General features: G+C 71.6%; 20 protein-coding genes and 1 pseudogene. 10 read left to right on the top strand and 11 right to left on the bottom strand.

The genetic code is table 11. From position 1 onward, the window contains the following. The first annotated feature begins 19 nt into the window (after positions 1-19). On the top strand, positions 20-2,503 hold the full coding sequence (gene alr / locus ACQP2P_RS02130; protein WP_433612729.1) for an alanine racemase: 2,484 nt from the start codon (positions 20-22) through the stop codon (positions 2,501-2,503). Between the two features lie 123 nt (positions 2,504-2,626). Here alr and ACQP2P_RS02125 read toward each other — a convergent pair whose 3' ends face one another. Then, positions 2,627-5,026, bottom strand: coding sequence for a hypothetical protein (locus ACQP2P_RS02125; RefSeq protein WP_433612727.1), 2,400 nt, complete (start codon positions 5,024-5,026; stop codon positions 2,627-2,629). 462 nt (positions 5,027-5,488) lie between these two features. Here ACQP2P_RS02125 and ACQP2P_RS02120 point away from each other — a divergent pair, with 462 nt between their 5' ends. Further along, entirely contained in the window at positions 5,489-5,905 is a 417-nt protein-coding gene (locus ACQP2P_RS02120; protein WP_433612725.1) for a hypothetical protein, read from the top strand. On the opposite strand, the gene ACQP2P_RS02115 is transcribed toward ACQP2P_RS02120, so the two are convergent. Continuing rightward, on the bottom strand, positions 5,896-7,152 hold the full coding sequence (locus ACQP2P_RS02115) for a pectate lyase (protein ID WP_433612723.1): 1,257 nt from the start codon (positions 7,150-7,152) through the stop codon (positions 5,896-5,898). The two genes, ACQP2P_RS02120 and ACQP2P_RS02115, sit on opposite strands and share 10 nt — an antisense overlap. Positions 7,153-7,297: 145 nt before the next feature. Between ACQP2P_RS02115 and ACQP2P_RS02110 the strand changes: the two genes are divergently transcribed. From ACQP2P_RS02110 to ACQP2P_RS02100, 3 genes are all read left to right on the top strand, one after another. After that, complete coding sequence (locus tag ACQP2P_RS02110) at positions 7,298-8,020, top strand: DUF429 domain-containing protein (protein ID WP_433612721.1); 723 nt, start codon at positions 7,298-7,300, stop codon at positions 8,018-8,020. A gap of 127 nt (positions 8,021-8,147) precedes the next feature. Continuing rightward, complete coding sequence (locus tag ACQP2P_RS02105) at positions 8,148-8,705, top strand: FtsX-like permease family protein (protein WP_433612719.1); 558 nt, start codon at positions 8,148-8,150, stop codon at positions 8,703-8,705. 23 nt (positions 8,706-8,728) lie between these two features. Then, complete coding sequence (locus tag ACQP2P_RS02100) at positions 8,729-9,781, top strand: hypothetical protein (protein ID WP_433612717.1); 1,053 nt, start codon at positions 8,729-8,731, stop codon at positions 9,779-9,781. 95 nt (positions 9,782-9,876) lie between these two features. Here the strand turns inward: ACQP2P_RS02100 and ACQP2P_RS02095 are convergent, their stop codons facing one another. From ACQP2P_RS02095 to ACQP2P_RS02060, 8 genes are all read right to left on the bottom strand, one after another. After that, the gene (locus tag ACQP2P_RS02095) at positions 9,877-10,023 is read right to left on the bottom strand and encodes a hypothetical protein (RefSeq protein ID WP_433612715.1); all 147 of its coding nucleotides are present in this window, start codon (positions 10,021-10,023) and stop codon (positions 9,877-9,879) included. An 80-nt stretch (positions 10,024-10,103) separates the two neighbouring features. Then, positions 10,104-10,610 carry a DinB family protein gene (locus tag ACQP2P_RS02090; protein ID WP_433612713.1) on the bottom strand — a complete coding sequence of 169 codons (507 nt, stop codon included), beginning with the start codon at positions 10,608-10,610 and terminating at the stop codon, positions 10,104-10,106. Positions 10,611-10,649: 39 nt separating this feature from the next. After that, the gene (locus ACQP2P_RS02085; RefSeq protein WP_433612711.1) at positions 10,650-12,395 is read right to left on the bottom strand and encodes a hypothetical protein; all 1,746 of its coding nucleotides are present in this window, start codon (positions 12,393-12,395) and stop codon (positions 10,650-10,652) included. After that, entirely contained in the window at positions 12,380-13,150 is a 771-nt protein-coding gene (locus tag ACQP2P_RS02080) for an ABC transporter ATP-binding protein (protein ID WP_433612709.1), read from the bottom strand. The genes ACQP2P_RS02085 and ACQP2P_RS02080 overlap by 16 nt, the downstream gene beginning before the upstream one ends. A gap of 92 nt (positions 13,151-13,242) precedes the next feature. Continuing rightward, positions 13,243-16,338 (bottom strand): ATP-binding protein, encoded by a 3,096-nt coding sequence (locus ACQP2P_RS02075; protein WP_433612708.1) that lies wholly within the window; start codon positions 16,336-16,338, stop codon positions 13,243-13,245. Beyond that, positions 16,335-17,024, bottom strand: coding sequence for a hypothetical protein (locus ACQP2P_RS02070; RefSeq protein WP_433612706.1), 690 nt, complete (start codon positions 17,022-17,024; stop codon positions 16,335-16,337). The genes ACQP2P_RS02075 and ACQP2P_RS02070 overlap by 4 nt, the downstream gene beginning before the upstream one ends. Positions 17,025-17,030: 6 nt before the next feature. Further along, positions 17,031-18,068 (bottom strand): endonuclease domain-containing protein, encoded by a 1,038-nt coding sequence (locus ACQP2P_RS02065; RefSeq protein ID WP_433612704.1) that lies wholly within the window; start codon positions 18,066-18,068, stop codon positions 17,031-17,033. A gap of 45 nt (positions 18,069-18,113) precedes the next feature. After that, entirely contained in the window at positions 18,114-18,425 is a 312-nt protein-coding gene (locus ACQP2P_RS02060) for a helix-turn-helix domain-containing protein (protein WP_433612702.1), read from the bottom strand. Between the two features lie 65 nt (positions 18,426-18,490). Here ACQP2P_RS02060 and ACQP2P_RS02055 point away from each other — a divergent pair, with 65 nt between their 5' ends. The 5 genes and pseudogenes from ACQP2P_RS02055 to ACQP2P_RS02035 form a co-directional block, all read left to right on the top strand. Then, on the top strand, positions 18,491-19,339 hold the full coding sequence (locus tag ACQP2P_RS02055; RefSeq protein ID WP_433612700.1) for a hypothetical protein: 849 nt from the start codon (positions 18,491-18,493) through the stop codon (positions 19,337-19,339). Positions 19,340-19,404: 65 nt separating this feature from the next. Then, positions 19,405-20,523, top strand: coding sequence for a hypothetical protein (locus ACQP2P_RS02050; RefSeq protein ID WP_433612698.1), 1,119 nt, complete (start codon positions 19,405-19,407; stop codon positions 20,521-20,523). Beyond that, complete coding sequence (locus ACQP2P_RS02045; protein WP_433612696.1) at positions 20,520-21,980, top strand: hypothetical protein; 1,461 nt, start codon at positions 20,520-20,522, stop codon at positions 21,978-21,980. Before ACQP2P_RS02050 ends, ACQP2P_RS02045 begins: the two co-directional genes overlap by 4 nt. Beyond that, entirely contained in the window at positions 21,977-23,263 is a 1,287-nt protein-coding gene (locus tag ACQP2P_RS02040) for an AAA family ATPase (protein ID WP_433612694.1), read from the top strand. Before ACQP2P_RS02045 ends, ACQP2P_RS02040 begins: the two co-directional genes overlap by 4 nt. Positions 23,264-23,339: 76 nt before the next feature. After that, positions 23,340-23,507 (top strand): annotated as a pseudogene (locus tag ACQP2P_RS02035) (hypothetical protein); the annotation flags it as partial. 96 nt (positions 23,508-23,603) lie between these two features. Here ACQP2P_RS02035 and ACQP2P_RS02030 read toward each other — a convergent pair. Further along, entirely contained in the window at positions 23,604-24,161 is a 558-nt protein-coding gene (locus tag ACQP2P_RS02030; RefSeq protein ID WP_433612692.1) for a GNAT family N-acetyltransferase, read from the bottom strand. Positions 24,162-24,245: the final 84 nt, after the last annotated feature.

Below are 24,245 nucleotides of genomic sequence, written 5' to 3'. Positions count from 1 at the left end.
CCAGACTAGTATTCGCCGAATGGACCCAGTCTCGGTCGCCGAGGTGGCGTCGATCGTCGGCGGAACGGTGCACTTCCCCGGGGAAGAGCGCGCGGTCGGCAGCGTCGCCATTCACTCGGACCGGTTGCAGGCCGACAGTCTCTTTTTCGCTCTTCAGGGTGTCACGGACGGTCACCGATTCGTGGCGCGGGCGCTCGCCAACGGGGCCATCGCCGCGGTCGTGGACCGGCGCCGGCTGGACGAGTTCGCCGGGCAGACCGTGATCGCCGTCGACGATCCGCTCGCCGCGCTGCAGGAGATGGCGGTGTGGTGGCGGCGCCGGCTCAGCTCGACGACGTTCGTGGCGGTCGTCGGCAGCAACGGCAAGACGCTCACCAAGGACGCGCTCGTCGGGCTGCTGGCGGGGCATCGCACGACGTACGGCAGCCCGGGCAGCTACAACAGCCAGCTCGGCGTGGCCCTGTCGGTGCTGCAGTGCCCGGCCGACGTGCCGGTCGCCGTGATCGAGGCGGCCGCGACCGAGCCCGGCGAGATGGCCCGCCTCGCGCGGATGGTCGACCCGCGCGCGGTCGTGTTCACCAACCTCGGCCGCAGCGGGCAGAGCTTCGGCAGCCGCGAGGAGCACGCCCGCGAGCTGCTGAGCATGGCGGCCGGGCTGCCCGAGGACGGATGGCTGCTCATGGGCGAGCAGGACGCTTCGGTGCACGCCATGGCCCGGCAGATCTCGAAGGCGCGACTGCTGCCGGCCGGGGACCCCGCGCTGCCCCGGCTGACCAGGCTGCGGCACGTCGAGCGCTCCTCGCTGGTCCGCGCCGCGCTGCCCGGCGGCACGGAGGAGGACCTGCTGGTCGCGACCCCGTCGCCGGAGGTGCTCAACGACCTCGAGCTCGCGATGGGCGCCGCGACCCTGCTCGGGATCGCGCCGGCCGACCTGCTCGCGGCGGTCGCCGACTACACGCCGCCGTCGACGCGCATGCAGATGTGGCGCCGCCCCGACGGCGCGACGGTCGTCGGGGAGCTGGCCAACACCGACCCCCTCGCGCTGAGCAGCGCCCTGCGCACGGCCCGGTCCCTCATGGGGGCCCAGGGCCGCACCCTCATGATCATCGGCGATCCGCTGACCGGCCTGACCGCCGAGGGCGCCGACGCGATGGCCCGGTGCCTGCGAGCCGAGAACGTGCGGCTGGTCTGCGGCCTGGACGACGAGGCGCACGGCCTGATCGAGGCCGCGCTCGCGGGCAGCGAGGTGCCCGTGCACCGCTTCCCGGACGAGGACCGCATGCGCGCGTTCGTCGCGACCGAGCTGCGCCCCGACGACGTGGCGCTGGTGCACGTACCACGGGACACCATGGTCACCGACTCCTGGATGCACCTCGTGGAGGCCGCGGCCGCGACCCGGCTCTACGTGGACCTCGCGGCCGTCCGGGACAACGTCGCCGCCTTCCGCAAGCTCGTGGGCCCGCACACGCGGCTCATGGGGGTCGTGAAGGCGGAGGCGTACGGCACCAATCCCGTCACGGTCGCGCACACCCTGCGGGAGGCGGGCGTCGACTGGCTCGGCGTGGCCACCGCGGACGAGGGCGTCGCACTGCGCCGGGCGGGCGTGCAGATGCCGATCCTGGTCTTCCTCGCCGTGCCCGGCGACCTCGAGCGGCTGGTCCGGCACCGGTTGACGCCGTCGCTGTACTCCGTGGAGATGTACGACGCCGCCAGTCGCGCCGCCGCCGTGAGCGGTCGCCGGCTGGACGTGCACGTCGAGGTGGACTCGGGGATGCACCGCAGCGGGCTGTATCCGGAGGCCGCGATCGAGCTGCTGGGCAAGCTCAAGGGCAGCGAGCACCTGCGGCTGGCCGGGCTCATGAGCCACCTCGGCTGCCCCGACGACCCCGCCGAGGACGACCTGACCCGGGAGCAGCTCAAGCGCTTCGGCTCGGTGTGCGCGGCGGCGGACGAGATGGGTTTCGAGGATGTCGTACGGCACACCGCCGCCACGGCCGCCACGATCCGCTTCCCGGAGGCGCGCTACGACATGGTGCGCATCGGCATCGGCCTCTACGGCCTGCAGCCCTCGACCGCGACCAGCAGCCTGATCAGCCTCACGCCGGGCGTCGGCCTGGTGTCGCGGATCGTCGAGATCCACGACATGGCGCCCGGGGAGCGGGTCGGCTACGGCGGCCTGTTCCGCGCCCAGTCCCCGGACACGCGGATCGCGCTCATCGCCGCGGGCTACTACGACGCCGTGCCGCGCGCCTTCCGCAAGGTCGGATACGTGCTGGTCAACGGCCGCCGCTGCGAGATCGCCGGCACGATCTCGATGGACTCGATGGCGATCGACATCACCGGCCACCCGGACGCGGAGGTGGGCTCGGACGTGCTCATCTTCGGGCAGTACGCGGGCTTCTCGACCCCGATCGAGCAGGCCGCCGCGGCCATGGACACCGTCTCGCACGAGGTGCTGACCCAGGTCGGCCCCCGCGTCCAGCGCATCTTCACCCAGCACTGAGGTATTCGCGAACGGCCGCGGCGAAGGCGCCGGCGGGCAGCGTGCAGCTCCCGCCGGCCGGCTCGCCGGTGCCGCGCAGGGCCGGCGGCACCACCTCGGCGATCCCCTACTCGGCGCCCACGGCTACGAGTGGCTGGCGAGGTCCAGGATGCGCTCGAGGATCTGACGCGGGGGAACCGGCGGCTCCTCGGCCAGGCCCTGGTGGTAGAAGACCGTCGCCGGGGTCAGGCCCGGCAGGGAGTTGGCCTCGATGATGATGACCTCGCCCGTCTTGCGGTGCATGAAGGCGTCGATCCGGCCGTACCCCTCCATGCCCAGCACGTTCGCCGTCCGCGCGATGCGTGCGCGCACGGCGTCGACCGCCCCGGGCTCGACGCGGCCCAGCGGGGCGCCGGGCGGGGGCGTGATGTTGATGCCGGTGCCGCCCATGAACTTCTCCTCGAGCGACAGGATGCCCGCGCTCGCCACGGTGATCGACGGGTTCATGGCGACCATCGCGCCGCGCGGGCCGATCACGCCGACCGTCACCTCGATCCAGCCGGTGTCGCGCTCGCGGCCCCAGATCAGCTCGGCGTCGCCCGAGTGGTCCTCGACCCGCACGTCGTCGGTGTCGATGTAGTCCTCGAAGAGCAGGTGCTGGGGGCGGCTGGTCGGCATCTCGACCAGCTGGTCGGGGCCGAGCAGGGAGAACCCGGCGCCCTTGATGCGCCTCGCGCCGGCGTTGATCAGCTCCAGGTAGCGCTGCAGGTCCGAGGCGTTGCCCAGCGGCAGGATGCCGGCCGAGCAGCCGTCGTCCAGGGGCTTGACGACCACCCGGGTGTCGGTGACCTCGGTGATGATGTCGTGCCAGAGGGTCTCGATCACCGACTCCTCGACCGACGGGGGGACGTCGACGCGGACGCGGCGGGCGGTGTGGATGCCCTCGCTCTGCAGGGTCGCGACGACCTTGCCGGTCTCGTACTTGTCGGCGCACAGGCGGGACGCGGCCGGGCCGGAGCCGTTGTACCGGATGCCGTGCGCGTCCAGCAGCTCCTGCAGGGTGCCGTTCTCGCCCGCGCCGCCGTGCAGGGCGATGAAGACGAGCTCGTGACGGTCGAGGAACTCCTCCATCGTCAGCTGTACCGGCGGCGCGACGGACGTGCTGCGGGCCTCGGCGGGCAGCCGGAGGCGCTCGATGATCCCCTCGGCGAGGCGGCGGCGGCGCTCCTCGAGGCGCAGGCCGTCGCGGCAGGCGTACACGATCTCCTCGACGGAGTGGCGCAGGGCCGACGAGTACGACAGCTGCCAGACGGAGCCGTCGGGCGACAGGAGGTACGGAATCGGCGCGTACTTCTGGGAGCGGGCCAGCTTCAGCCACACGTTGGTCCCGCTCAGCACCGACACCTGACGCTCGGCCGTGGCGCCGCCGAAGAGCACGGCCACCGGCTCGCCGGTCTGGATCGTGGTGTCGTAGGGCGCGGTGAACTCGAGACCGTTGCGGTGCGCCGCGGCGCGCAGGACCTCGCGCAGGACGTCGGCGTGGGTCATGCCGAGCTGCGCGGCCTGGACGAACAGGAAGCTGTTCTGCTCCATGCCGCTGATCACGTTGACGTCGGAGACGAGCACCGTGCCGTCTTCCTCGAGCCACGCGTCGATGCGGGCGAAGTCGCGCAGGCCGAGGGTCTTGAACACGGCCTCGGCGGTGGCCTGGATGCGCGCGACCGTCTCGTCGTCCCGGGGCGGCGGGCAGTGGTAGTGCGAGTCGTTGCTGGCCAGATACTTGCGGCGGTAGTCGAAGATCTCGTCCTCGGTCGCCTGGTTCTGCAGCTCGATCTCGACCGGGATGAGCGCGACCGGCCCGTCGGGCCCGTCGAGCACGATGGTGGTCACCTCGACGCCGTGCATCCGCGGCTGGATGACGATGCGGTCGTGGCGGGTGCGCAGGGTGCGCAGGATGTCGGTGGCCGCGGCGCGGTCCCGGGCGACGAAGACGTCGATGCTGGAGCCGCCGGTGGCCGGCTTCAGCACCAGTTTGGCGACGTCCGGGAAGGCCTCGGTGACGACCCGCTCGGCCTCGGCGTCGGACATGGCGGCGTCGACGAGCACCGAGGGCACCGCGCCGATGCCGGCGGCGTCGAGGGCCTGCTTGGCCTTGTACTTGTCGAAGGCGGTCGCGCACGCCTCGGCCCCGGTGCCGACGAAGGGCACCCCGGCCTTCTCCAGCAGCGCCTGGACCTGCCCGTCCTCGCCGAACTCGCCGTGCATGCAGGGAAAGACCAGCCCGGCCGTGCGCAGGCGGGCGATGAGCTCGTCCTCGGTGAGCGGCCGGCCCTCGTGCGCCAGCTTGAAGTCGAAGTCGCTCGGGGTGTTGCAGTAGAGCAGCCCACGGGGGATGGAGTAGGGCCGCACCTGGCGGTCGAAGAAGATGATCTCGGTCAGATTGACGACCGCGCCCTCGAGGTGGTCCGCTACGGAGCGTGCGGAGTTGAGCGAGATCCCGCGCTCCTCGGACGGGCCGCCCAGCAGCAGCGCAACGTCGACCATCGTTTCCTCTTCATGTGGGCCACTTGAACGGGCCTTACCCTACACCGGGCATGTGTCACGCACTGTCGGCAAACGGAAGAGCAGCGCGGGACAGCGCAACGCGAACACAGTCGATACGGTCTGCCGCAGGTGTGCATTCGCCGCCGCGCGGGCTGGCGCAGTCACATCATTACTCTCCGCAGCGGCCACGCTCGCCACCGACCCCCAACCGGATCCACCTGGAGATCCGAGACGCTTACGCCCATGCGCCGCAGGTCATAGTCCGGAGGTCGTAGCGCCACCTTGCGAAGTGGGAGGACGGCGGTTCGAATCCCGCCGATCTACCCTTCCCGGCTCGCGTGCCACCGCCGACGGAGTGCGCGAATTCGCGTGAACGGGCACCTCGCCGACGGTGCGGTGCGCGTTCGCGCCAGCCTGCGCGAATGGGCAGCGTGGGAACCGGGCTGCACTATTCTGCGCGGCGTGGCGGACGTGTTCGAGATTCTGGTGACGCTCAACCTGAGCGCGGAGATTCCCGGCGACGAACTGGCGGAGCTGCGCTGGCACCTCGGGCTCGGCCAGCGACCCGAGGTCCTGCCGCTCACCGGGTCGTTCGATCCCGAGCCGGTGCTCGCCGAGCGCGGGGCCGCGTGGAGGGTGGGCGGGGCCGTGGTCGGCGAGCTGGCCGAGCGCGGGGAAGGGTGGGCCCTGACCGCTCTGCAGGAGGTACACCCGGATGAACTTCCGACCCTGCACGCCCTGCTCACCGGCGTCGCCCGGCACGCGGATCAGGTCGGGTTCGCGGGGTTCGTGCGGTTCTACGAGGACGATGCGCCGCAGTCGTTCACGGTGAGCGGCGGGCAGCTCGCACTGCCCGCCGCCGTGACCGGCTACTTGTAGGTGATGTCCGAGGACTTGAAGTTGCAGTGGCCGTCGCCCATGCCGTCACCGAGGTACTTCGGCTCGCTGCCCTTCGCCACGCCCGTGTACTCGGCGCAGACGTGGATCCCCGACGAGTTCGTGACGGTCACCCGGGTCAGCGTGGCGGTGTCGCCCCAGTTGGTGTTGATGCCGACGACGTACTTCGTCTTGTCCAGCAGCACGTTGTCCACGGTCACGTGGCGCTCGTAGTGGTTCGTGCAGTTGCCGCAGCCGCGGTAGAGCTTGCCGATGTCGCTGGCGTAGAAGCCGCTGATGTGCACGGTGCCGTTGCCGTTGTGCTGGAACACCTTGTCGGTCGCCGACTTGGCGCCGCCGCCGATCACGTAGGAGTCGCCGCCGCCGGTGCCCAGGAACGTGGCCGCGTCCTCGCCCACGTCCTCCCACCACACGTTCTGGATGGTGCAGCGGCCGAGGCAGTGCACGCCGTCACCCGCGGGCGAGCCGATGATGACGTTCTTGAGCGTCGCGCCGTCGGCGAGCTCGAACATCGGGTCCTGGCTCTCGCTCTGGCCGCCGTCGCCGATGCAGCAATAGCGCTTCATGCCGCCGTCGAGCGAGCCGCTCACCTTGATCGTGCCGCTCACCGAGACCGAGCCGGTGCTGCTCGGCCACGAGCCGGTCGGGGTGCTCCCGCCGCCCGACGTCGGGGTGCTGCCGCCGCCCGCGCCGAGCTTGACCAGCTGCCACTGCTGGTTGGCGCCGTCGAGGTTCTGGTAGCCGTCGAGCTTGGCACCGTCGGCGGTCGACCACCCCCAGACCTCGATGACCTTGTTGCTGTGGCGGTTGACGAAGCGGACGTACCCGTTCGCCGAGTCCTGCAGGCGGAAGTGCTGGGTCGTCGAGCCGCTGTCGGCGTTCTGCACGAGCTGCAGGCCGTCGGTGGCGTTGGGCAGGTCGAGGACCTTGCCGCTCATCACCGACCTGATCTTGTAGTAGCCGGAGCCGGCGTCGACGAACTTCCACTGCTGGACGGCGAGATCGTTGCGCGACCACTGGTTGACCGGCGCGCCGTCGTTCGTGGCCCAGTTGTAGACGTCGATGACCTTGCCGCTGTTGCGGTTGACGAAGACGTACGTCGCGCTGGTGTCGACGGTCGCCGCGGAGGCCGAGTTCGTGGCGACCAGCGTCACCCCCGCCACCGCGACGACGCCGGACGCGGCCGCGAGTGCGAGCCGCACCCGCCGCCGCGTGGGACTGGATTGCATCTGCTCCTCCGTTCAGGGGAAAGCGCATTCCTGAACGGGGACCGTAGACGGGTTTCGAAATGTGCGTCAACGGCCTGCAACAAGCCTGCAACGCGCCCACGGAATGTGACGTCACATCGGCGAGAGTCGCTGTAAATTACACCGCGTGCTGACCGTCGGCGTGGACCTCGCGGCCGCCGACGAGCGGACCGCGCTCGCGGTGCTGGAGTGGGAATCCGGCCGCGCCACCGTGCGTGAGCTGCACTTCGGCGTCGACGACGCCGCGATCGTGGACGCCGTGGCGGCGTCGGACAAGGCCGGGATCGACTGCGCGCTCGGCTGGCCGGAGCCGTTCACGCGCATGATCGTGGCGCACGGTGAGGGGCGGCCGGTCGTCGGTTCCGGGGCCGCCTGGCGCCGGAGCATGGTGTACCGCACCACCGACGAGGTCATTCGCGCGACCATTCCCGGACTCATTCCGCTGAGCGTTTCGGCGGATCGGCTGGCGCACGCGGCCATGCGGTGCGCGGCGCTGCTGTCGACACTCGCGGCGCGGGGCGTGGACGTGGACCGCTCCGGCGCCGGTCGGATCGTCGAGGCCTACCCGTCGGCGTCGCTCTTGCGGTGGGGGTTGACGCATCGGGGGTACAAGGGGAAGAGCTCCGTGCCGGTGGGCGCCCTGCTGGCCGCCGCCCCCTGGCTCGGCCTCGGCGCGTTCGAGCCGCTGATGCGCGGCAGCCACGACGCGTTCGACTCGGTGATCGCGGCGCTGACGGCCCGCGCGGCGGCGCTCGGGCTCGTGACGCGACCGGCGCCGGAGCAGCTGCGGCTCGCGCGGATCGAGGGCTGGATCGCGGTGCCGACGGCGCCCCTTCGCGACCTACCCTGAAGGCCGCCGCCGTCCTGGGTGAGGTCCAGGCGGGCCAGCTGTGTGCGGCTGGTGACGCCGAGCTTCGGGAACGCGCGGTACAGGTGGCACGGCGCTCATCCGGCGTCCGGCGGCGGCGGTCGCGTGGGTGCCCGACGACGCCATCATGGTCACCCGCGACCCGCAACTGCCGGTCGGCTCGACCGCGCACGTGTGGCTCGCCGACGGGACGCCGGCCGCGCTGCGCGTGATCGGGGAGCTGCCGGTCGGCAGTCCGTCCGATGCGCTGGTGGGTGCGGGAAATGCTTTTTCGGACTTATCCGCACCGACGCCGCCGTCCACCGCCAGCCGGACCGGACTGTTCGTGGTGCTCGGGATCGTGCTCGGCTACACCGCGCTGAGCCTCGTGAACACGCTGCTCATGACCGCTCCCGACCGCGCCGGGGAGCGCCGCGCCCTGCGACTGCTCGGCGCCCTGCGCTCGCAGGTCCGGCGCATCGCGCTACTGGAGGTGCTCGTGGCGGTGGCCGTCGGCATCGCCCTCGCCGCGCCGTGTGCGCTGGTCGCGGTGGGTGGGCTGTGGCTCACGCGGCTGCGGGTGACGGGCCCGCTGCCGATCGCCGTCCCATGGGCGGAGCTCGGCGCGATCACGGCCGGCACGATCACCCTTGCTGCACTGTGTAGTCTAGCCGACACTAGGAGATAGATACACGTGCTTCTATCTCCGCCATGATGAGACTGCTGGCCCGTGGGGCCACACTCCTGATGGCGCTCTCCGCCGGCGCCCTGGCCTGGAGCGCACCCGCCAGTGCGGCCATGCCCGACCGCTTCGCCTTCGTGCTGTGGAACGGCTCCGCCACCGTCGCCACCGGCACGACCCCGTCCGCGACGACCGTCGTGACCGGCCCGCCCGGGCGCTACCGCATCGTGTTCCCGGGCGCGGCCGCCGCGCGGGGCGTGGTACACGTGACCGCGATCAACGACATCCCGCACTGGTGCCAGGCGAACACGTGGGGCCCGTCCGGCGTGGACGAGATCGTGTACGTCGACTGCTACAAGGCCGGCGGCACGCCCAACTTCACGCCGTTCACCGCGTTCTTCGAGAGCAGCTCGCCGCCGTCCGCCGCGATCACGGGCCACTTCGGCTACGTGGACGCCCAGCCGACCGGCGCCCTGGTCAGCTCGTTCAACTCCGCGGGCGCGCCCAACACCGTCACCCCGGGCGCGCCCGGCCAGTGGCTCGTGAAGTTCCCGGGCCTCGCGACGCCGGGCCCGGTCGACGGCAGCCTGCAGGCGACGGCCGTCTCGGCGACCGCGGCCCGGTGCAAGGTCTTCAAGTGGAGCTCGGGCGCGGCGGGACAGACCGTCCTCGTCGGCTGCTTCGACGCGTCCGGGGCGCCCGTCAACACGCGGTTCACGCTGACGTACCAGTGGCAGACCTCCCTCTACGGCGCGAAGATCCCGCCGAAGTACTTCGGCTACCTGTGGAACGCCCCGCCGCTCGGCCCCGCCGCGACGAACTTCAACTCGGTGCTGGGCGCGGGCGCGAACGGCATCGCCTCCGCGGGCCTGGGCCTGTCGCTGCTGAAGTTCCCGCAGCTGGCCGTCACGCCCGACACCGTGCAGGTGACGGCGGCCGGCCCGACGTCGGACTTCTGCGGCCTGAACACGGCGTGGTTCCACTTCCCGCCGGACACCGTGGTCCGCGACGTCAACTGTTTCACCAACGCCGGGGCGCCGGTCAACACCGGCTTCCTGATCAGCGTGAACTCGCAGTTCTGAGCATCCACCGTTCGCGGCGGCCGGCCCCCACCAGTGGGCCGGCCGTCGCTCAGCGCTCACCCGCCGGGGGGGTTGCCACCTCCGGCGGGTGACGTTCAGCGCTCGTCGGTGGCGGGGTGCTCGCGCCGCCGGTGCCGCCGGACGGGCACCTCGGCGCACCGCTCGAGCCGCTTGACGGCGTCGTCGTCACGCTCCGGCAGCACGGTGGCGGACTCTTCGCGCCGCGTCACATCGTCGCTCATGACGCCCTCCTCAACGGAGCCGTTGCGTGATTCTACCATCACTTTGCGCAACCGAGTCCGCGATTGGCGCCGGGTGCGGGTCAGCCCATGGACTTCTGGCCGTCGATGGACTCGCGGATGATGTCGGCGTGGCCGGCGTGCTGCGCCGTCTCGGCGACGATGTGCGTGAACACGCGACGGGCGGAGCGGCGCGCGCCCGGCTTGAACCAGGGCGCCGGCGGCAGCTCGTGCGAGGCGTCGAGGTCACACGTGCGCACGAGGTCATCGGTCTGGGCGGCGATCTCCTCGTACCGCTGCAGCAGCCCCGAAAGCGTCTCGCCCTCGAGCATCTTGAAGCCGTTGGCCCACTCCTCGTAGCCGGCCTCGTTCTCGGGCGCGGCCACGGCCGCGGGGCCCTCGGTGACGAACCGGGCCCAGCCCTGCTCGATGCCGCTCACGTGCTTGATCAGGCCGCCGAGGGTCAGCTCGCTCGCCGTCGGGCGCAGCCGCGCCTGCTCGTCGGTCAGGCCGCGGACGGTGTTGCGGAGGAAGAAGCGGGCCGCACCCAGGGACTCCAGCAGGTCGGAGCGCTCGGGGGTGAGAGTCATCTTGGCCATCCTTGATCGCAGAAGTCGACGCGGATGACGTTACGCAGGGATGCGGTCAGGTTCTGGCCGCTTCCGCAGGACCCACAGGGCGGATCCGTACAGCCCGAGCCCCAGCAGGATGAACCCGACCGCCACGGCGGCGTTCCACGGGCCGGGCAGGTAGGTGGCCAGGAACCACGACATGTCCGCCCGGCCGGCGAGCACGAAGCCCAGCGCGACGACGCCCTGCGGGAACAGCGGGATGGCGCCGAGGCCGAAGCCCACGCCGGCGACGTTCTTCTGCACCGCCGACAGCTCCTCGAAGCGGCGCATCGACGTGCCCGTCACGGGCTTGCGGCCGGTGCGCATGGTCTCCAGCAGCTCGGGGCCGTGGGTGCGCAGCCGGGCCTCGGCCAGGCGCCCGAAGAGCCAATAGCACAGCGCGCCCGTGGCCAGGCCCACCGGCACGCCCACCCAGCCGAGCCAGTGGGCGGCCAGGCCCGCGGGCAGGCCGGTGGCGAGGACGAGGGCCAGCATGAGGTACGCCAGGCCGGTCAGCCCGCCCTCGTCCTCGCTCGTGCGCAGCGGGTTGCCCGAGCGGCGGCGCGGGTCCGTGGCCGGGACGAGCGCGTAGACCGACACCAGCGGCACCAGGCCGGCCGCGCCGCCGAGCAGGGCCGGCAGCAGGGCGAGGACCAGCGGCCAGGGGCCGCCGACGATCGCGGTGCACACGACGGTCAGCACGATCGCGACGGCGCCCTGGGTGGCGGCCCACGCGAGCTGGCGGCCGCGGACGTCGGTCGCGCCCGGGCTCATCATCGTGAGCCACAGTGCGGTGCCGTCGGTGCCGTACAGGTTCGAGGCCATCCCGGCCGCCATGACGATGAAGATCGGGCCGGCGTACGGCAGCATCCCGTTCCAGCCGATGACGAGCGGGCTCGCGGCGAACCACAGGCCGTAGGCGAGCGAGAAGGCCAGCTGGTGGTTGCGGACCAGATCGCGCGACCAGGTGCGCAGCTCCTTGGCGACCACGGCCCCGGCCGCGGTGGACGCGGCGATCGGGCGCCGGGCGCGACCCGAGACCCGCGGGCGACCGGCCCGGCGGCCGAGCAGCGCCGCCCACAGGCCGAGCAGGAGCAGCACCAGGCCCGCCAGCGCGGCCAGCGCCCACCACTCGCCCCGGACGGCGAGCAGACCCCAGGCCGAGGGGAGGTACCACACCACGGCCGGGGTGCCCGACACGCCGAACGCGATCATGAACACCCAGATCTGGCCGAGCGAGCTGAGGACGACGCCGTTGATCACGCCCGCGGCGATCGCGCCGACCCGGCTGCGCAGGGCGACGCCGACCACGGCCACCGAGATCTTCGACAGCAGCACGAAGACCGCGAGTTGCAGCAGCATCGCCGGTACCGCCACCAGCGTGCCGACCACCCCGATCCGCGTCCCGGCCACGATCAGCCCGGTGAGCGCGGCCAGCGACACCAGCGGCGCGACGCCGACGAAGGACGCGGTGAGCAGGCCGGCCGCGAGGCGCCGGGGCGAGATGCCGAGCATCGCGAAGTGCTCGGGGCGCAGCGTCTCGTCGCCGCCACCCATGAACACCGGGCCGAGCACCCAGCCGAGCAGCCACACGGCGAGCCCGGCGGCGAGGTAGTCGGGGCTGAGGTAGCCGAGGAAGGCGGTCCCGGCGGCGAGCACGAGCCCGATGGTCGCGCCGGTGCCGGCGGTCTGGGCGCGCCGGCCGCGGTACGCGTGGCGCATGACCGCGAGCTTCATCTGCGCCATGGTCAGTTCGACAGCCACGACAGCTCCTTGCCCATCCCGGCCCGCTCCCCGCCGACCAGCCCGACGAACGTCTCCTCCAGCGTCCGCGCGCCGCGCACCGCATCGAGCGGCCCGGCCGCGACGACCTTGCCGTCGTCGACCACGCCGACGTGGTCGCACAGCTGCTCGACCAGCGCCATCACGTGGCTGGACAGCACAATGGACCCGCCGGTGGCGACGAACCCGCGCAGGATGGTCTTGATGGTCGCGGCCGACACCGGATCGACGGCCTCGAACGGCTCGTCGAGCACCAGCAGCCGCGGCGCGTGCAGCAGCGCGGTGGCGAGTCCGATCTTCTTGCGCATGCCGGTGCTGTACTCGATCACGAGCGTGCGCCCGGCGGTGTCCAGTTCGAGCACCGCCAGCAGCTCCTGCGCCCGCTGGTCCACGACGTCGCGCGGCATCCCGCGCAGCAGGCCGAGATACGTCAGGACCTCGCGCCCGGTCAGCCGCTCGGGCATCGCGAGGCCGTCGGGCAGCACGCCGACGAGCGCCTTGGCCGCGGCCGGCTCCGCCCAGACGTCCCGGCCGAAGATGCGCGCGGACCCGGCGTCGGGGCGCAGCAGCCCGACCGCCATCGAGAGGGTCGTCGTCTTGCCGGCCCCGTTCTGCCCGACGAGCCCGAAGAACGAGCCCTTGGGCACGGCGAGGTCGATCGCGTCGACGGCGACCTTGTCCCCGAAGCGCTTGGTCAGCCCGGCGATCTCGAGCGCCGGCCCCGTTTCCCGTGACATGCATTCACGGTAAAAGATCTGTGTGGCGACCGGATTGAGGCTGCTTCCCGAGCAGGGGTGCAGTTATCTGCACCCCTGCGCGCCACCCCCGGTCAGCGGCGAGCGCGCTCGATGACCTCTTCGGGTGACAGCGGCGCCTTCGGGTGGTGCGTCAGGCACAGCGGCGTCCGGACCTTCACGAACGAGAAGCCCTCGCCCGCCGCGTAGAACTGTCCACTGCCGAGCAGCCCGATGTCCGGCAGCCTCCCGCCCTTGGCCTGCGCCAGCTCCTTCGCCGCGTCGATCTGCGCCGGGGCGTTGAGCAGCCCGAAGAACTGCGTGGTGGCGTTGCCCGAGATCTGGTTGTGCAGCCCCTTGGGCGCCTGGGTGGCGAAGACGAGCCCGAGCCCGTACTTGCGCGCCTGCGATGCGAGCGTGATCGTGCTCGCCGTCGAAGCGGTCGTGCCCGTAGCCGGTGCCAGTGTCTGCGCCTCGTCCATGATGAACAGCCCGCCGAGCGGCCGATCTCCGGCCGGATTGCGCTTGAGCCAGGTGAACAGTGCCATCTGCAGCTGGTTGACGAAGCCCTGCTTCTCCTCGTCGGACATCAGCCCGATGAAGCTGATCACGGACACGCGAGCGCGCTTGCCCTCGGGAGGAGTCAGCAGTACCGCCGGATCCGCCGACGCGCCCCGCCCACCGAACAGCGGATCGTTGACCATCGCTGCCTTGAGCGTCTCGGCGAGGTCATTGGCGAGCTTGCCGGCCCTGGCCATCCGGCTCACGTCGTCCGGCAGATCCGCCAGGAAGTCCGTGAAGCCCTCGAGACCGACCTTGTTACCGCGCGCGTAAGCCCGCAGCGCCTCATTGAGCACCGCCTTGCCCTGCTGGGCGAGCTTCGTCGTGCCCCCGACGCCGGCCCGCGGCGCGAGCGCCTCTACCGCCGCGCGGACCGCCTGATTGAACTCGTCCGGCGAGTCCCGCACCGGCGTGAAGTCCGGCAGTGGCTGGAAACTCAACGGCCGGCCCCCGCTGACGGCGGGCGTCCACACCGTGACGTCCGTGTGCTCGAGGTAGTCCCGCGCCCGCTCCTCGTCGCCGGGTCCCCAGCCGGCGGGCGGCTCGGGCCACGGGTCCCCCAGCCGCGCCAGGTCGTTGTTGGGGTCGAGCACGATCGAGGACACGCCCTGACGAGCGCACTCCTCCACGAGCCGCCGGATGAGCACGGTCTTGCCGGAGCCGGAGCCCGCGAACACGACGGTGTGCCGGCGCAGCGACTCCAGGTCGACGACGAACGGCGCCTCGTCCTCAATGACCTTGCCGAGCCGAATCGTCCGGCCGTCCGGCGGCGGCTCCTGCTGCTGCGGCACGGCGGGGATCGAAGGCGGGGACGCGGGCTGATGCTCGCCGAACAGCGCGGCGAAGAGCTCGGTCCTGCTCGCCGGTCTGCGGGAGACCAGCCACTCGCCGAACAGGGCGTTCGGAACTGCCTGCATGCGCCGCAGCGCGTCGAACACCTTGAGATCGGCGTCGTCGATCCGGTGCCAGATTCCGCCGGCCGCGATGAACTTGTCGATCGTCTCCTTGGTACGCGCACCGGTCGGCCACTCGCCCCGCCGCAGCAGCACGAGCCGCCGCTGCGGCACGGCGAGATCGAGCCCGGACATGACGCACGCGTTCTTGATGCGCGTGGTCACCGCGCGGGCGTTGGGGTGCGCGATGGCCCGGATGGCCCAATGCGCCTCGTTCTCGGTCGTCTCGTCGAGCACCTGGATGAGCCGCCCGTGCAGCGCGGGCTTGGCTCCCGGCTGCGGGTCCTGCTTGAACACCGCGCCGGTCGGCGACTGCTCGCCGATCCACGCGTTGATCCCGGCCGCGAGCAGCGGCGGCATCTCGATGTCCTCGGTGAGATGGTCGAGCGCCGCGTGGACGTCGGCGGAGGCGACCAGCTCCTGGAACATCGCATCGAGCGGCGCCAGGTCGCCGGTGACCGGCGGCGGGAGGGGCGGCAGGTTTTCGTCGAAGCGGCTCAGCTCGACGATCTCGTCCTCGATCAGGCACCGGTGCAGGTGCTCCTCGACCCGGCGCAGGAGCGCCCGCGGAGTGTAGTCGCGCGCGTCGTCGAAGGCCTCGGGCCGGATGGGCCACGTCGGGTATGGACTCGGCACGTGATACTCGGCGTACGTCTTCGTCAGCCGCTTCTCGACGATGGCCCGGGCGATCTCGGCGCTGTCGATGCGGTCGTGCAGGACCGTCGCCCGGAAGCGCTGGGTCACCGGGCCGGCCGTGCTGCGCTCGAACAGCGCCCACGTGTCGGGCAGGCAGGACATCACCACCAGGGTGCGCTGGGTGATGTCGCGCAGCGTCAGGAGTCCGTCCGCGATCGGACCGACCACGGCGTGCAGCTCCTCGTCCAGTCCCTGATCGCGCTTGAAGAAGGTGTTACTGGTCTGCGCGAACAACGTGTCGAGCTGGTCGATCGCGATCACGCTCGGGCTCAGCGTCAGCGCGATGAGCCGGGAGATGTCGGCCACCACCTCGGCCGGCTTCCGCGTGGCGGCCGTGAATCCCCAGTCGGTGCGGTCCGAAGGCTCCGGAGGTTCCGAGATCAGGTGGGCCTGGCCGATGTCCTGGTGCTCGAAGTCGGGCGAATTGAACAGGACGAGCGCCCGGGCGGTGTCCTGGCACTCGCGCCCGGTGACAGCATCGAACCGCCGGAGTCCGGCGATGAAGGCGTCCAGCTGCGGGCGGGTCACCGGCGTCTGCCCCGCGACCGCGTCCCGGACCTCCGGGGTGAGGCCGAGCTGCGGGGTCAGCCGGCGCAGGAACGTCTTGAGCTGCGTGCCCCAGCCGAAGGCATCCCGGCTGAGCCCGCTGATGATGCCCTGGACGGTGCTCTCCCAGAAGTTCCGGCCGCTGATCATGTTGACCAGGAAAAAGTACCCGCCACCGTCGGCCCGCTGGATCGTCTCCCGCACGGCACCGAGCAGGTGCGTCTTGCCCGAGCCGGCGCGGCCCTGCAGCGCCACCGCGAGCGGGGTCGTGGTGTCGCTGCGCCGGGCTCGCTGGACGCCGCTGAGGATCTCGCGGACCGACTTCTCGTGCAGCTCCGGCACGTCGTACGGCGACGAGTGCCAGATGTCGTCCGGGGTCGGGGCGGGGTTGAAGTGCAGTGCCTCCAGCGCCGCGCGCGCGGCCCGGCTGATCACGGCCGGCCGATCGACAGGGCGTGGCTGTCCTCACCGCCGATGCTCAGGGCGGCGGCGCGGTCACGTGGCTCGAGCGCCTTCGTGTTGGCGACGGGGATGATGCGGACACCGTCCTGGCGCAGGAGCGAGCGCAGCGCCTCGTCGACAGCGTCCCGGCTCAGTTCGGTGAGCTGGTCGCGCAGATCGGCCAGCCCGACCCACTCCCCCGGCCGTCCGGCAAGCTGGGCATAGACCGCGCGCACACGGGCTTCGGCATCGACGTCGGCCCCCGCATCGACCGGCTCGGCGTCGACCTCGCCGGCGGGCGCAAGAGGCCGGAAGAACTCCCCCTCAGTGATCTTCACGCTGTGGCTGGTCTGCAACTGCTCCAGCCCGCGGCGGATGTTGCCGAGCAGGGTGATGAGGGTGCGGGTGGCGCTCTTGCTCGCCTTCGGCGGCTCCATCGTGTGCAGTTCGCGCACGACTCGCCAGCCGCGATCGGTGAGCGAGTGCGAGAACGGCCGGTGACTACGGTCCGTCGCCACCAGGCCGAGCTTCGACTCCAGCTTGGTGTTGTCGGCCCCGGTCAAGGAGAAGCCGGCCAGCTCCTTGAGCTCGTTGTTGTTCAGCTCGCGGGCCTCCGACATGAGGACGACCAGCGCGAGGATCTGGTTCGGGGTAAGGCTCGGGACGTCGTCGGCGGGCATGAGGCCTCATTTCTGGGTGAGAGGGGTACGGCGAAGGAGCAGCAGGCGTTGGATCGTCAGCGCCGCGGCGGACGGATCCGCGAGGACCTGCTCGTTGGTGAAGCGCAGAACGGCGTGCCCGAGCAGTTGGAGCCGGGCGTCGCGCAGGCGGTCGTCGGCGTACTTCCAGCGGCCGCGATGGTCATCCCCGTCGACCTCAACCACGAGTCCGTCGCCGGGCCAGTACAGGTCCAGGCGGTACGACTTGCCGAGCAAGTGCCACGAGAGCTCCTCGTTCCAGCGGCGCCCGCGGGCCCAGTCATGCGGGGCCAGTGCCCGCTCCAGCGCCTGCTCGGCCGGGCTGTCGGCGCGGGGCCGGCCGGACAGCGGCGGATACGTCAGCAGCGGCGGCCTGGGCTCCTCGCCGTCGACCTCGGCCGGTGGCAGGCGGGTCAGCTCGGGCGGCAGGGTGATCCGGATCGTTCGTATCCGGTCCACGCCACCCAGCGAGCCGCCGGCCATCCAGACGCTGAAGCGCCCGTGCTCGGCCAGCCACTCCGCGGCGGCGACGAGCGCGTGCAAGCCTGGCCCGGCCGGCACGTCGAGCAGGATCGCGACGGACGAACGCCGGTAGGCGTCGGCCAGGATGAGCCCGAGCCCGCGGGCACGCACCTCGGCCGGAAAGTGCGCCGAGCCGGCCATTTCGCCCCGCAGGGAGCGCTCGGCCGCGGCCATGAGAAACGGCCCGAAGTGGTCCGAGCGCGCCGAGACGGTGGCCGCGATCGCGCGAGCGGCCGCGATGCCGAGCGCCGACGGACCGTCGAGGCGCTCGGCGCCGGGCAACCACGCAGGAAAGAGACTGTCCGCGGCGCGGTCCAACGCGTCGAGGAAGGTGGCGATGTACTGCCCGACGCCCAGCCTCGGCGGCGGGCAGAACCGGACGATCGCCGGAGCGCCGGCCGGCAGGGGATCGAGCCCGACGCTCAGCAACGACGGATCGACGTCAGCCAGGAAACAGACCTGGCCGGACGGCGGCTCGGCCCACCAACCGACCCCCGATGTCACAGTTCCCGACCGTACGCGGGGGCCAGGTCGGCCGCAGTCATCTCTTCACCCGACCCATTCCGGGACCTCGAGCGCGGCGAGCTGCACCCGCGAGACGATGTCGAGCTTCTTGAAGATCCCGCGCAGGTGATGGTTCACGGTGTGCGACGTGATACCGAGCCGGTGGGCGATCTGCTGGTTGGTCAGGCCCTTGCGGACGAGCCCGGCCACCTCACGCTCCCGCTTGCTCAGCACCGGGCGGCCGGTGTCGTCGGGCTGACCGGCCGACATGACGGCCAGGACGACGATCTTGCCCTCGCCGGGCATGCCGGCCAGGAGCCCGCGCAGTGCCACCTCAACAGCGGCGATGTCGTACATGCCGTCCTCCCCCAGTAGACCGGACGCCGAGCGTTTAGTGGAATTTACTGGAGAATAGCGGAGCCGTGCAATGGCGTTCCTGGATGCAAGTGGGGATTGCTGGAAATTACTGGGAGGCGTACGGTCGGCACATGACCGATGACGCGGAGGAGATCGAGCGCGAGCTCGCGGCGCTCCGTGCGCAGGTCCGGCAGGCCCGCGCCGCCGGCGACCGGCCGCGCGAACGCGCACTCCGCGCGCAGCAACGCGCACTCGAGACGGCCTGGGAGGACGCGCTCGCTCCGGAAACGCTCGACGCCCCCGCGCCGCGGGAGGGTGGCTCGCTGCTGCCGCTGCGCGAACAGGTGCACGGCGCGCTCACGCTGCTCGCCGTGCCGGCGGCGCCGAAACTGATCGCCCAGGTGTACAACGCGTGCTTCGGCGGCGACATCGACAGCGCGAAGCTCACCAGCCTGCGCCGCGACGAGGAGCGTTCGTTCCGCATGAACGCGTTCGCACGGCCGTACTACCTGTGCGCGGCGCTCGCCGCCGACCGGTTCTCGCCGGTGCGCGGACTGCTCGCGATCTCCACCTGGACCCTCGAACAACGCATCATCGGCGCGCTCAGCCCGCGCGTCGACTTCCTGAAGGCGGCCGTGCGGATCGCGGAACACGTCGAACGTCTTCCCGATACCGACCGGGCCACCACCCGCCTACTGTGGCTGTTCGCCGAGAACATTCCCGGCGCCGCGGACGGCATCGGCTCGGCCAAGCCCGCGGTCGTCATCCGCGCCGCCGAGGCCGAGCTGGCGACGCACGAGCCGGTCGACCGGTCGCACCGCGAAGCGGCCGCCGCCCGGGCCCGGGCCCAGCTCGACGACGCCTGCCGGTTGTTCGGCGTCAATTTGAAGACGGTGCCCAGAACCGGCACATGAGTGCCCGCCACCGGCACGCGAGTGCCCGAAACCGGCACGAGAACCACCGCGAAGGAAGTGCCACCGTGAACAGCACCGAAGACCGGCTCGCCGAGATCCGCGGTCCGGTACCGCCCGTGGCCCACAACGCCCGCACGATCGCCGCGCTCACCACCAACCCCGGCTGCGCGCGCCGCGCGGTCATGGACGCGGCCGGCGTCGACAAACGCGCGGTCGCCTCGCGCGTCGGGTTCGCGCCGCCCTACGGCCAGTCACCGTTCGCCATCACGCGCACTCGCTCGTTCATCGCGCAGGTGAAGGCGAACGGCTGCGCGGAGCTGCTGCGCATGCTGCGCGAAACGCTGCGCCTGGACATCAAGGAAGTGGCGTACCGGGACCTGGAGGACGCGGGCGGCAACGACAGCCAGGAGGTCCGTCACCAGCTGGCCCGCCAGGTGCTCGGCACCGCCGCGAAGCAGGTCGACGACGCCGGCACGCTGTTCGACCACCCGCTGCTCAAGCTCCCGGTCGGCGGCCGGCAGGTGTTCCTCGAGCCGGACCTGATCGCGTTTCAGTACCAGGGCGTCTTCCACATCATCGCGATCAAGTCGTTCGCCGTGATCGACGGCCAGGCCGACGGCGGGAAGGTGGCCTCGGCGGCCGTGCAGTCCGCGGTGTACGTCGTGGCGCTGCGACACCTCCTGCAGGAACTCGGACACGATCCCGCGGCCGTTTCCGATCGAGTCGTGCTCGTCTGCCCCAAGGACTTCTCCAACCACGCGGTCGCCACGCTGCTCGACGTGCGACGGCAGCTGACGGTGCTGAAGCGGCAGCTGGGCAACATGGAGCGCATCGACCAGCGGCTGTCCCATGTGGACGACGGCGTCACGTTCGACCTGGCCCCCGACCGCGACGGGCGCCCGACGCGCGCGATCGGCGAGCTGTGCGACGCGATCGAGCACATCCCCGCGCGTTACTCCCCCGAGTGCCTGTCGACGTGCGAGATGTCGTACTTCTGCCGCAACGAGGCCCGCGGCCGCACGCACGCGCTCGGCAAGTCGGTGAGCGAGGAGCTCGGCAGCGTGGACACCGTCGAGACCGCGCTGCGCCTCGCCGCGGGTGAGCTCGAGCCGTCCCCGGAGCAGCAGGAGGCGGCGGCGGTACTGCGCGCCGCCCTCCGCCTGCGCGAGGAGTGCCTGGCGTGAGCTCGCTGACCGCACTTGCTCGAGCATTGGCCGTTCGCGCACAGGCCGCCCAGCCCATCGCCACGGTGCGGCACGTCCACCTGAGCGAACGCCCTCTCGTCCTCATCCCGCTGACGATGGCCGGCGAGGCGAACGCTCCCCTGGCCGCGATGGTCGGCTCGGCCGCGGACCAGCCCCGCCTGCTGGTCGTGCCGCAGCCCCGCAACCGCGATCAGCGGTTCCGGTTCGCGGCCGACCTCGGCGACATCGTGAAGTCCTATGTGGACAGTTTCGCCCGGCACCAGGAGGACGTGAAGGGCCGCCGGCGGTTCGCGGATGCGCCGCAGCTGCTGGTACCGAATCCGGGCGGCATCGAGTTCGTCAGGCTGTTCGGCCGCTCGACCCGCCTGCGCCGGACCTGGGGCGAGTACGCCGTCAAGCCCGTCGTGCCCACGCTGGGCAAGTGGCTGACGTTCTTCGCCGAGCGCGCGGAGCACCCCGGCTCGTCGCTGATGCTCGCGATGACCTCCGCGCTGAGCATGCACTGGGCCACCGGCCAGAGCGCCGTCGAGGACGCCAACCTCGCCGCCCTCCTGGCCTGGTTCGGTGACGACCCGTTCGAGGCTGCCCTGGCGGCCGAGGATCCGGAGCGCTGGCCCCCGGCCGGCCCCGCGACCGACCCCACGTTCGACGCGGCCACGCTGGCGCCGGCGATCGAGCGGTACGGCAAGACGGACGCGGACTCGATCGCCCGCCAGATGACGTTCGAGCGCCTGGCCGCGGCCCTGCGCACCCAGCTCGAGCCCACCTGGCAGCTCATGTGGCAGGGCATCGACCTGTTGCGCGCTTTGCCACCGGGGGCGAGCGTGGTCGAGCGCTGGGCCGACGATCGCGACGCATACAGCAACTACGTGACGTACCTGGACAGCGGAGGCGGCCTGCCCCAGGCGCGCCGCGACTCCGCCGTCGCCGCGGCGCGCCGGCTGAACAGACTCGAACGCGCGCAGGCGCTGTTCGACGCGCAGCGGGCGCTGGACGACCCGCTGGTCATGGCCGAGTTCCGCCTGACCGGCGAGGCTTTCGCGGGCGAGGTCGTCGCGGCCGAGCCGAACCGCCTGGACGCCTCGGGCGCGCGCCGCAAGCTCCGTCCACATGTGACAGTCCGCACCTCGGATCCGTTGCGTCTTGGCATCGGTACCGATGTGCAAAGCCCTTCCCGCCGCTCCCAGACGGGCCGGATCGTCGCCATCGACGGCCCCGATGTCGTGCTGGAGCTCACGGGCGGCATGGGCCGGGCGCTCACACCGGCGCCGGGCAGCGTGCCCGAGGTGGGCGAGCACGTCACGTACAGCACCGTGTCGACGAGCTTCCAGCCCGGCGGCAACTTCCCGTCCGCCGAGGACACACCGTGGACGCACGGCGGCCCGCCCCCACCCCCGGAGCCGACCGAGGAGGACGCCGTGGAGGCCTGGTCATGACCGACATCTTCCCGGCCGTGATGGCAGACCTGCAGTCCTCGAACGCGCGCGGCGTGGTGGTCGACTCCCCGCCGGGCGCGGGAAAGTCCACATTGGTCGTTCGCGCCGCGCGGCACATCGCGGAGACCGGCGAGCCGCTGGCCATCGTGGCGCAGACCAACGAGCAGGTCGACGACCTGATCGCAAACCTGGCCCGGTCCTCCCCCACGCTGCCGATCGGCCGCCTGTCGGCCCAGAACTACGTCCCGGTTCCGCGCATCGCGACCCACAACAACGTGACCGTGGACACCGCGGTCGCCGGCCTGGCGGGCTCCGCGGTGGTCATCGGCACCGCGGCCAAGTGGTCGACCCTCAACCAGGGCGAGTGGCCGTGGGCCATCGTCGACGAGGCGTACCAGATGCGCTCGGACGCCCTGCTGCAGATCGCGGGCCGCTTCGACCGCACCCTCTTCGTCGGCGACCCGGGCCAGCTGGACCCGTTCTCGACGGTCGAAACCGAACGCTGGGCGGGCCTGTCCTGGGACCCGCAGCTGAGCGCGGTGGCGGTGCTGCTGCGCCACAACGAGGTCCCCGTGCACCGCCTCCCCATCTCCTGGCGCCTGCCCGCCACGGCCGCCCCGGTCGTGTCGGAGGCGTTCTATCCGTTCACGGGCTTCACCGCGGGCACGTCGCTGTCCGACCGCTCGCTGTCGTTCTCGACCCACGCCTTCGGAGCGTCCCCTGTGGACGGCACGCTCGAGACGGCCGCGGCGACGGGCTGGGCCCTGCACGAACTCCCGGCGCGGCACAGCATGCGCACGGACGCCGAGATCGCCCAGGCCTGCGCGGACGTCGCCCTGCGCCTGCTGGCCCGCGGCCCCGTCGCCGTCTCAGAACGAGCCCGCGGCGGCGCCCCCGTGACGGCGGACCGAATCGCGATCGGGACGGCGCATCGCGACCAGGCGGCGGCGGTACGGCAGTTCCTGCCCCCGGACTCGGGCATCACCGTGGACACGGCGAATCGCTTGCAGGGCCGCGAGTACGACGTGACGGTGGTGTGGCACCCACTGTCGGGCCGGCGCGACGCGACCGCCTTCCACCTGGAGGCGGGGCGCTTGTGCGTGCTGACGTCGCGGCATCGGCACGCCTGCATCGCGGTGGCGCGAGCCGGCATCACGGAGCTGCTGAACGCCCACCCGTCGACGGGCCGCGTCTACCTGAACGAGATCGTGAAGTTCCCGGACGGCTGGGAAGCCAACATGGCCGTCATGTCCCACCTCGAACAACACCGCGTACCGGCCTGACTGGGTGCTACCGCGCCGTCCACGAAACTATCTTGAACTTCTATGCGATTCGTAATGGCGTCGCGATTCTGGCGCCGTGCGTCTCAAACGATCGCGGCTGTACTCAGTCCTGGCGGCGCTCGCCGTGCTGCTGGGATGGTGCGTCAACGTGTCCGGCGGCCGCGACGCCGACGGCACGAAGGTCCAGCTGTGGACGTGCCTCGGCAACACCGCGCAGCAACGGCGGTTCGTGAACGGCAACCTGCGCAACCCGATCTCGGGCAAGTGCCTGGACGCCGACGGCCGCGGCACCGCCAACGGCACCCACGGCCCGGACCCGCACCGGCCCGGGCCGCGTGCGTCACTCCGCGCTCGGCGTCCGCGCACGCCACTCGGAGGCGGTCAGGGCGTACTGCACCTCGCTGTCACCCTCGCGATCGAACGTGGCCACGTGCCGGAGCCCGGCCTTCTCCATCACGCGGCGCGAGCCCGCGTTGACGGCCATGGTCTCGGCGAAGACCCGGTCCACGCCCACCACGTCGAAGCCCCGCGCGATCAGGGCCCGGCTCGCCTCGGTCGCGTAGCCCTTGCCCCACGTCTCGCGCCGGAGCCGGTACCCCAGCTCGATACCCGAGCGGTCGACCTCGGCGGGCGGGCCATCATGCCGGTACGGCCGGAAGAAGATCCACCCGAGGAACCGCCCGTCGGCCTCGACCGCCCAGTAGCCGAGGTCGTCGCCCCGCTCGTAGTGGCCCAGGATGAACGGCATCATGCCGCGGATCGTCTCCCGCGGCGTCGGACGGCCGCCGTTGAGGTGCCGCATGACCTCCGGATCGCCGTCGAGCTCGACGAGGTTGTCCAGGTCGTCCTCGGCCAGCCGCCGCAGCGTCAACCGCTCAGTTTCCAGGTGCACCCGCATGGCGTCGATCATCCCAGAACGACCTATACTTCCGTGCCTTACATACGCACCGAGTGATCGATGGTCGGCAACCACCCCAACGGG

Source organism: Dactylosporangium sp. CA-139114, from assembly GCF_050955725.1.
Lineage (GTDB): Bacteria > Actinomycetota > Actinomycetes > Mycobacteriales > Micromonosporaceae > Dactylosporangium.
Note: the sequence above shows the minus strand (reverse complement) of the source record. Positions and strands in the feature narration are given on the sequence as shown.

What these genes read in the sequence shown, in the direction of transcription:
- ACQP2P_RS02115 (WP_433612723.1), bottom strand. Translation starts at nt 7,152, where the DNA reads ATGCAATCCAGTCCCACGCGGCGGCGGGTGCGGCTCGCACTCGCGGCC.
- ACQP2P_RS02070 (WP_433612706.1), bottom strand. Translation starts at nt 17,024, where the DNA reads ATGCCCGCCGACGACGTCCCGAGCCTTACCCCGAACCAGATCCTCGCG.
- ACQP2P_RS02030 (WP_433612692.1), bottom strand. Translation starts at nt 24,161, where the DNA reads ATGCGGGTGCACCTGGAAACTGAGCGGTTGACGCTGCGGCGGCTGGCC.
- ACQP2P_RS02060 (WP_433612702.1), bottom strand. Translation starts at nt 18,425, where the DNA reads ATGTACGACATCGCCGCTGTTGAGGTGGCACTGCGCGGGCTCCTGGCC.
- ACQP2P_RS02090 (WP_433612713.1), bottom strand. Translation starts at nt 10,610, where the DNA reads ATGACTCTCACCCCCGAGCGCTCCGACCTGCTGGAGTCCCTGGGTGCG.
- ACQP2P_RS02125 (WP_433612727.1), bottom strand. Translation starts at nt 5,026, where the DNA reads ATGGTCGACGTTGCGCTGCTGCTGGGCGGCCCGTCCGAGGAGCGCGGG.
- alr (WP_433612729.1), top strand. Translation starts at nt 20, where the DNA reads ATGGACCCAGTCTCGGTCGCCGAGGTGGCGTCGATCGTCGGCGGAACG.
- ACQP2P_RS02040 (WP_433612694.1), top strand. Translation starts at nt 21,977, where the DNA reads ATGACCGACATCTTCCCGGCCGTGATGGCAGACCTGCAGTCCTCGAAC.
- ACQP2P_RS02095 (WP_433612715.1), bottom strand. Translation starts at nt 10,023, where the DNA reads ATGAGCGACGATGTGACGCGGCGCGAAGAGTCCGCCACCGTGCTGCCG.
- ACQP2P_RS02080 (WP_433612709.1), bottom strand. Translation starts at nt 13,150, where the DNA reads ATGTCACGGGAAACGGGGCCGGCGCTCGAGATCGCCGGGCTGACCAAG.
- ACQP2P_RS02100 (WP_433612717.1), top strand. Translation starts at nt 8,729, where the DNA reads ATGATGAGACTGCTGGCCCGTGGGGCCACACTCCTGATGGCGCTCTCC.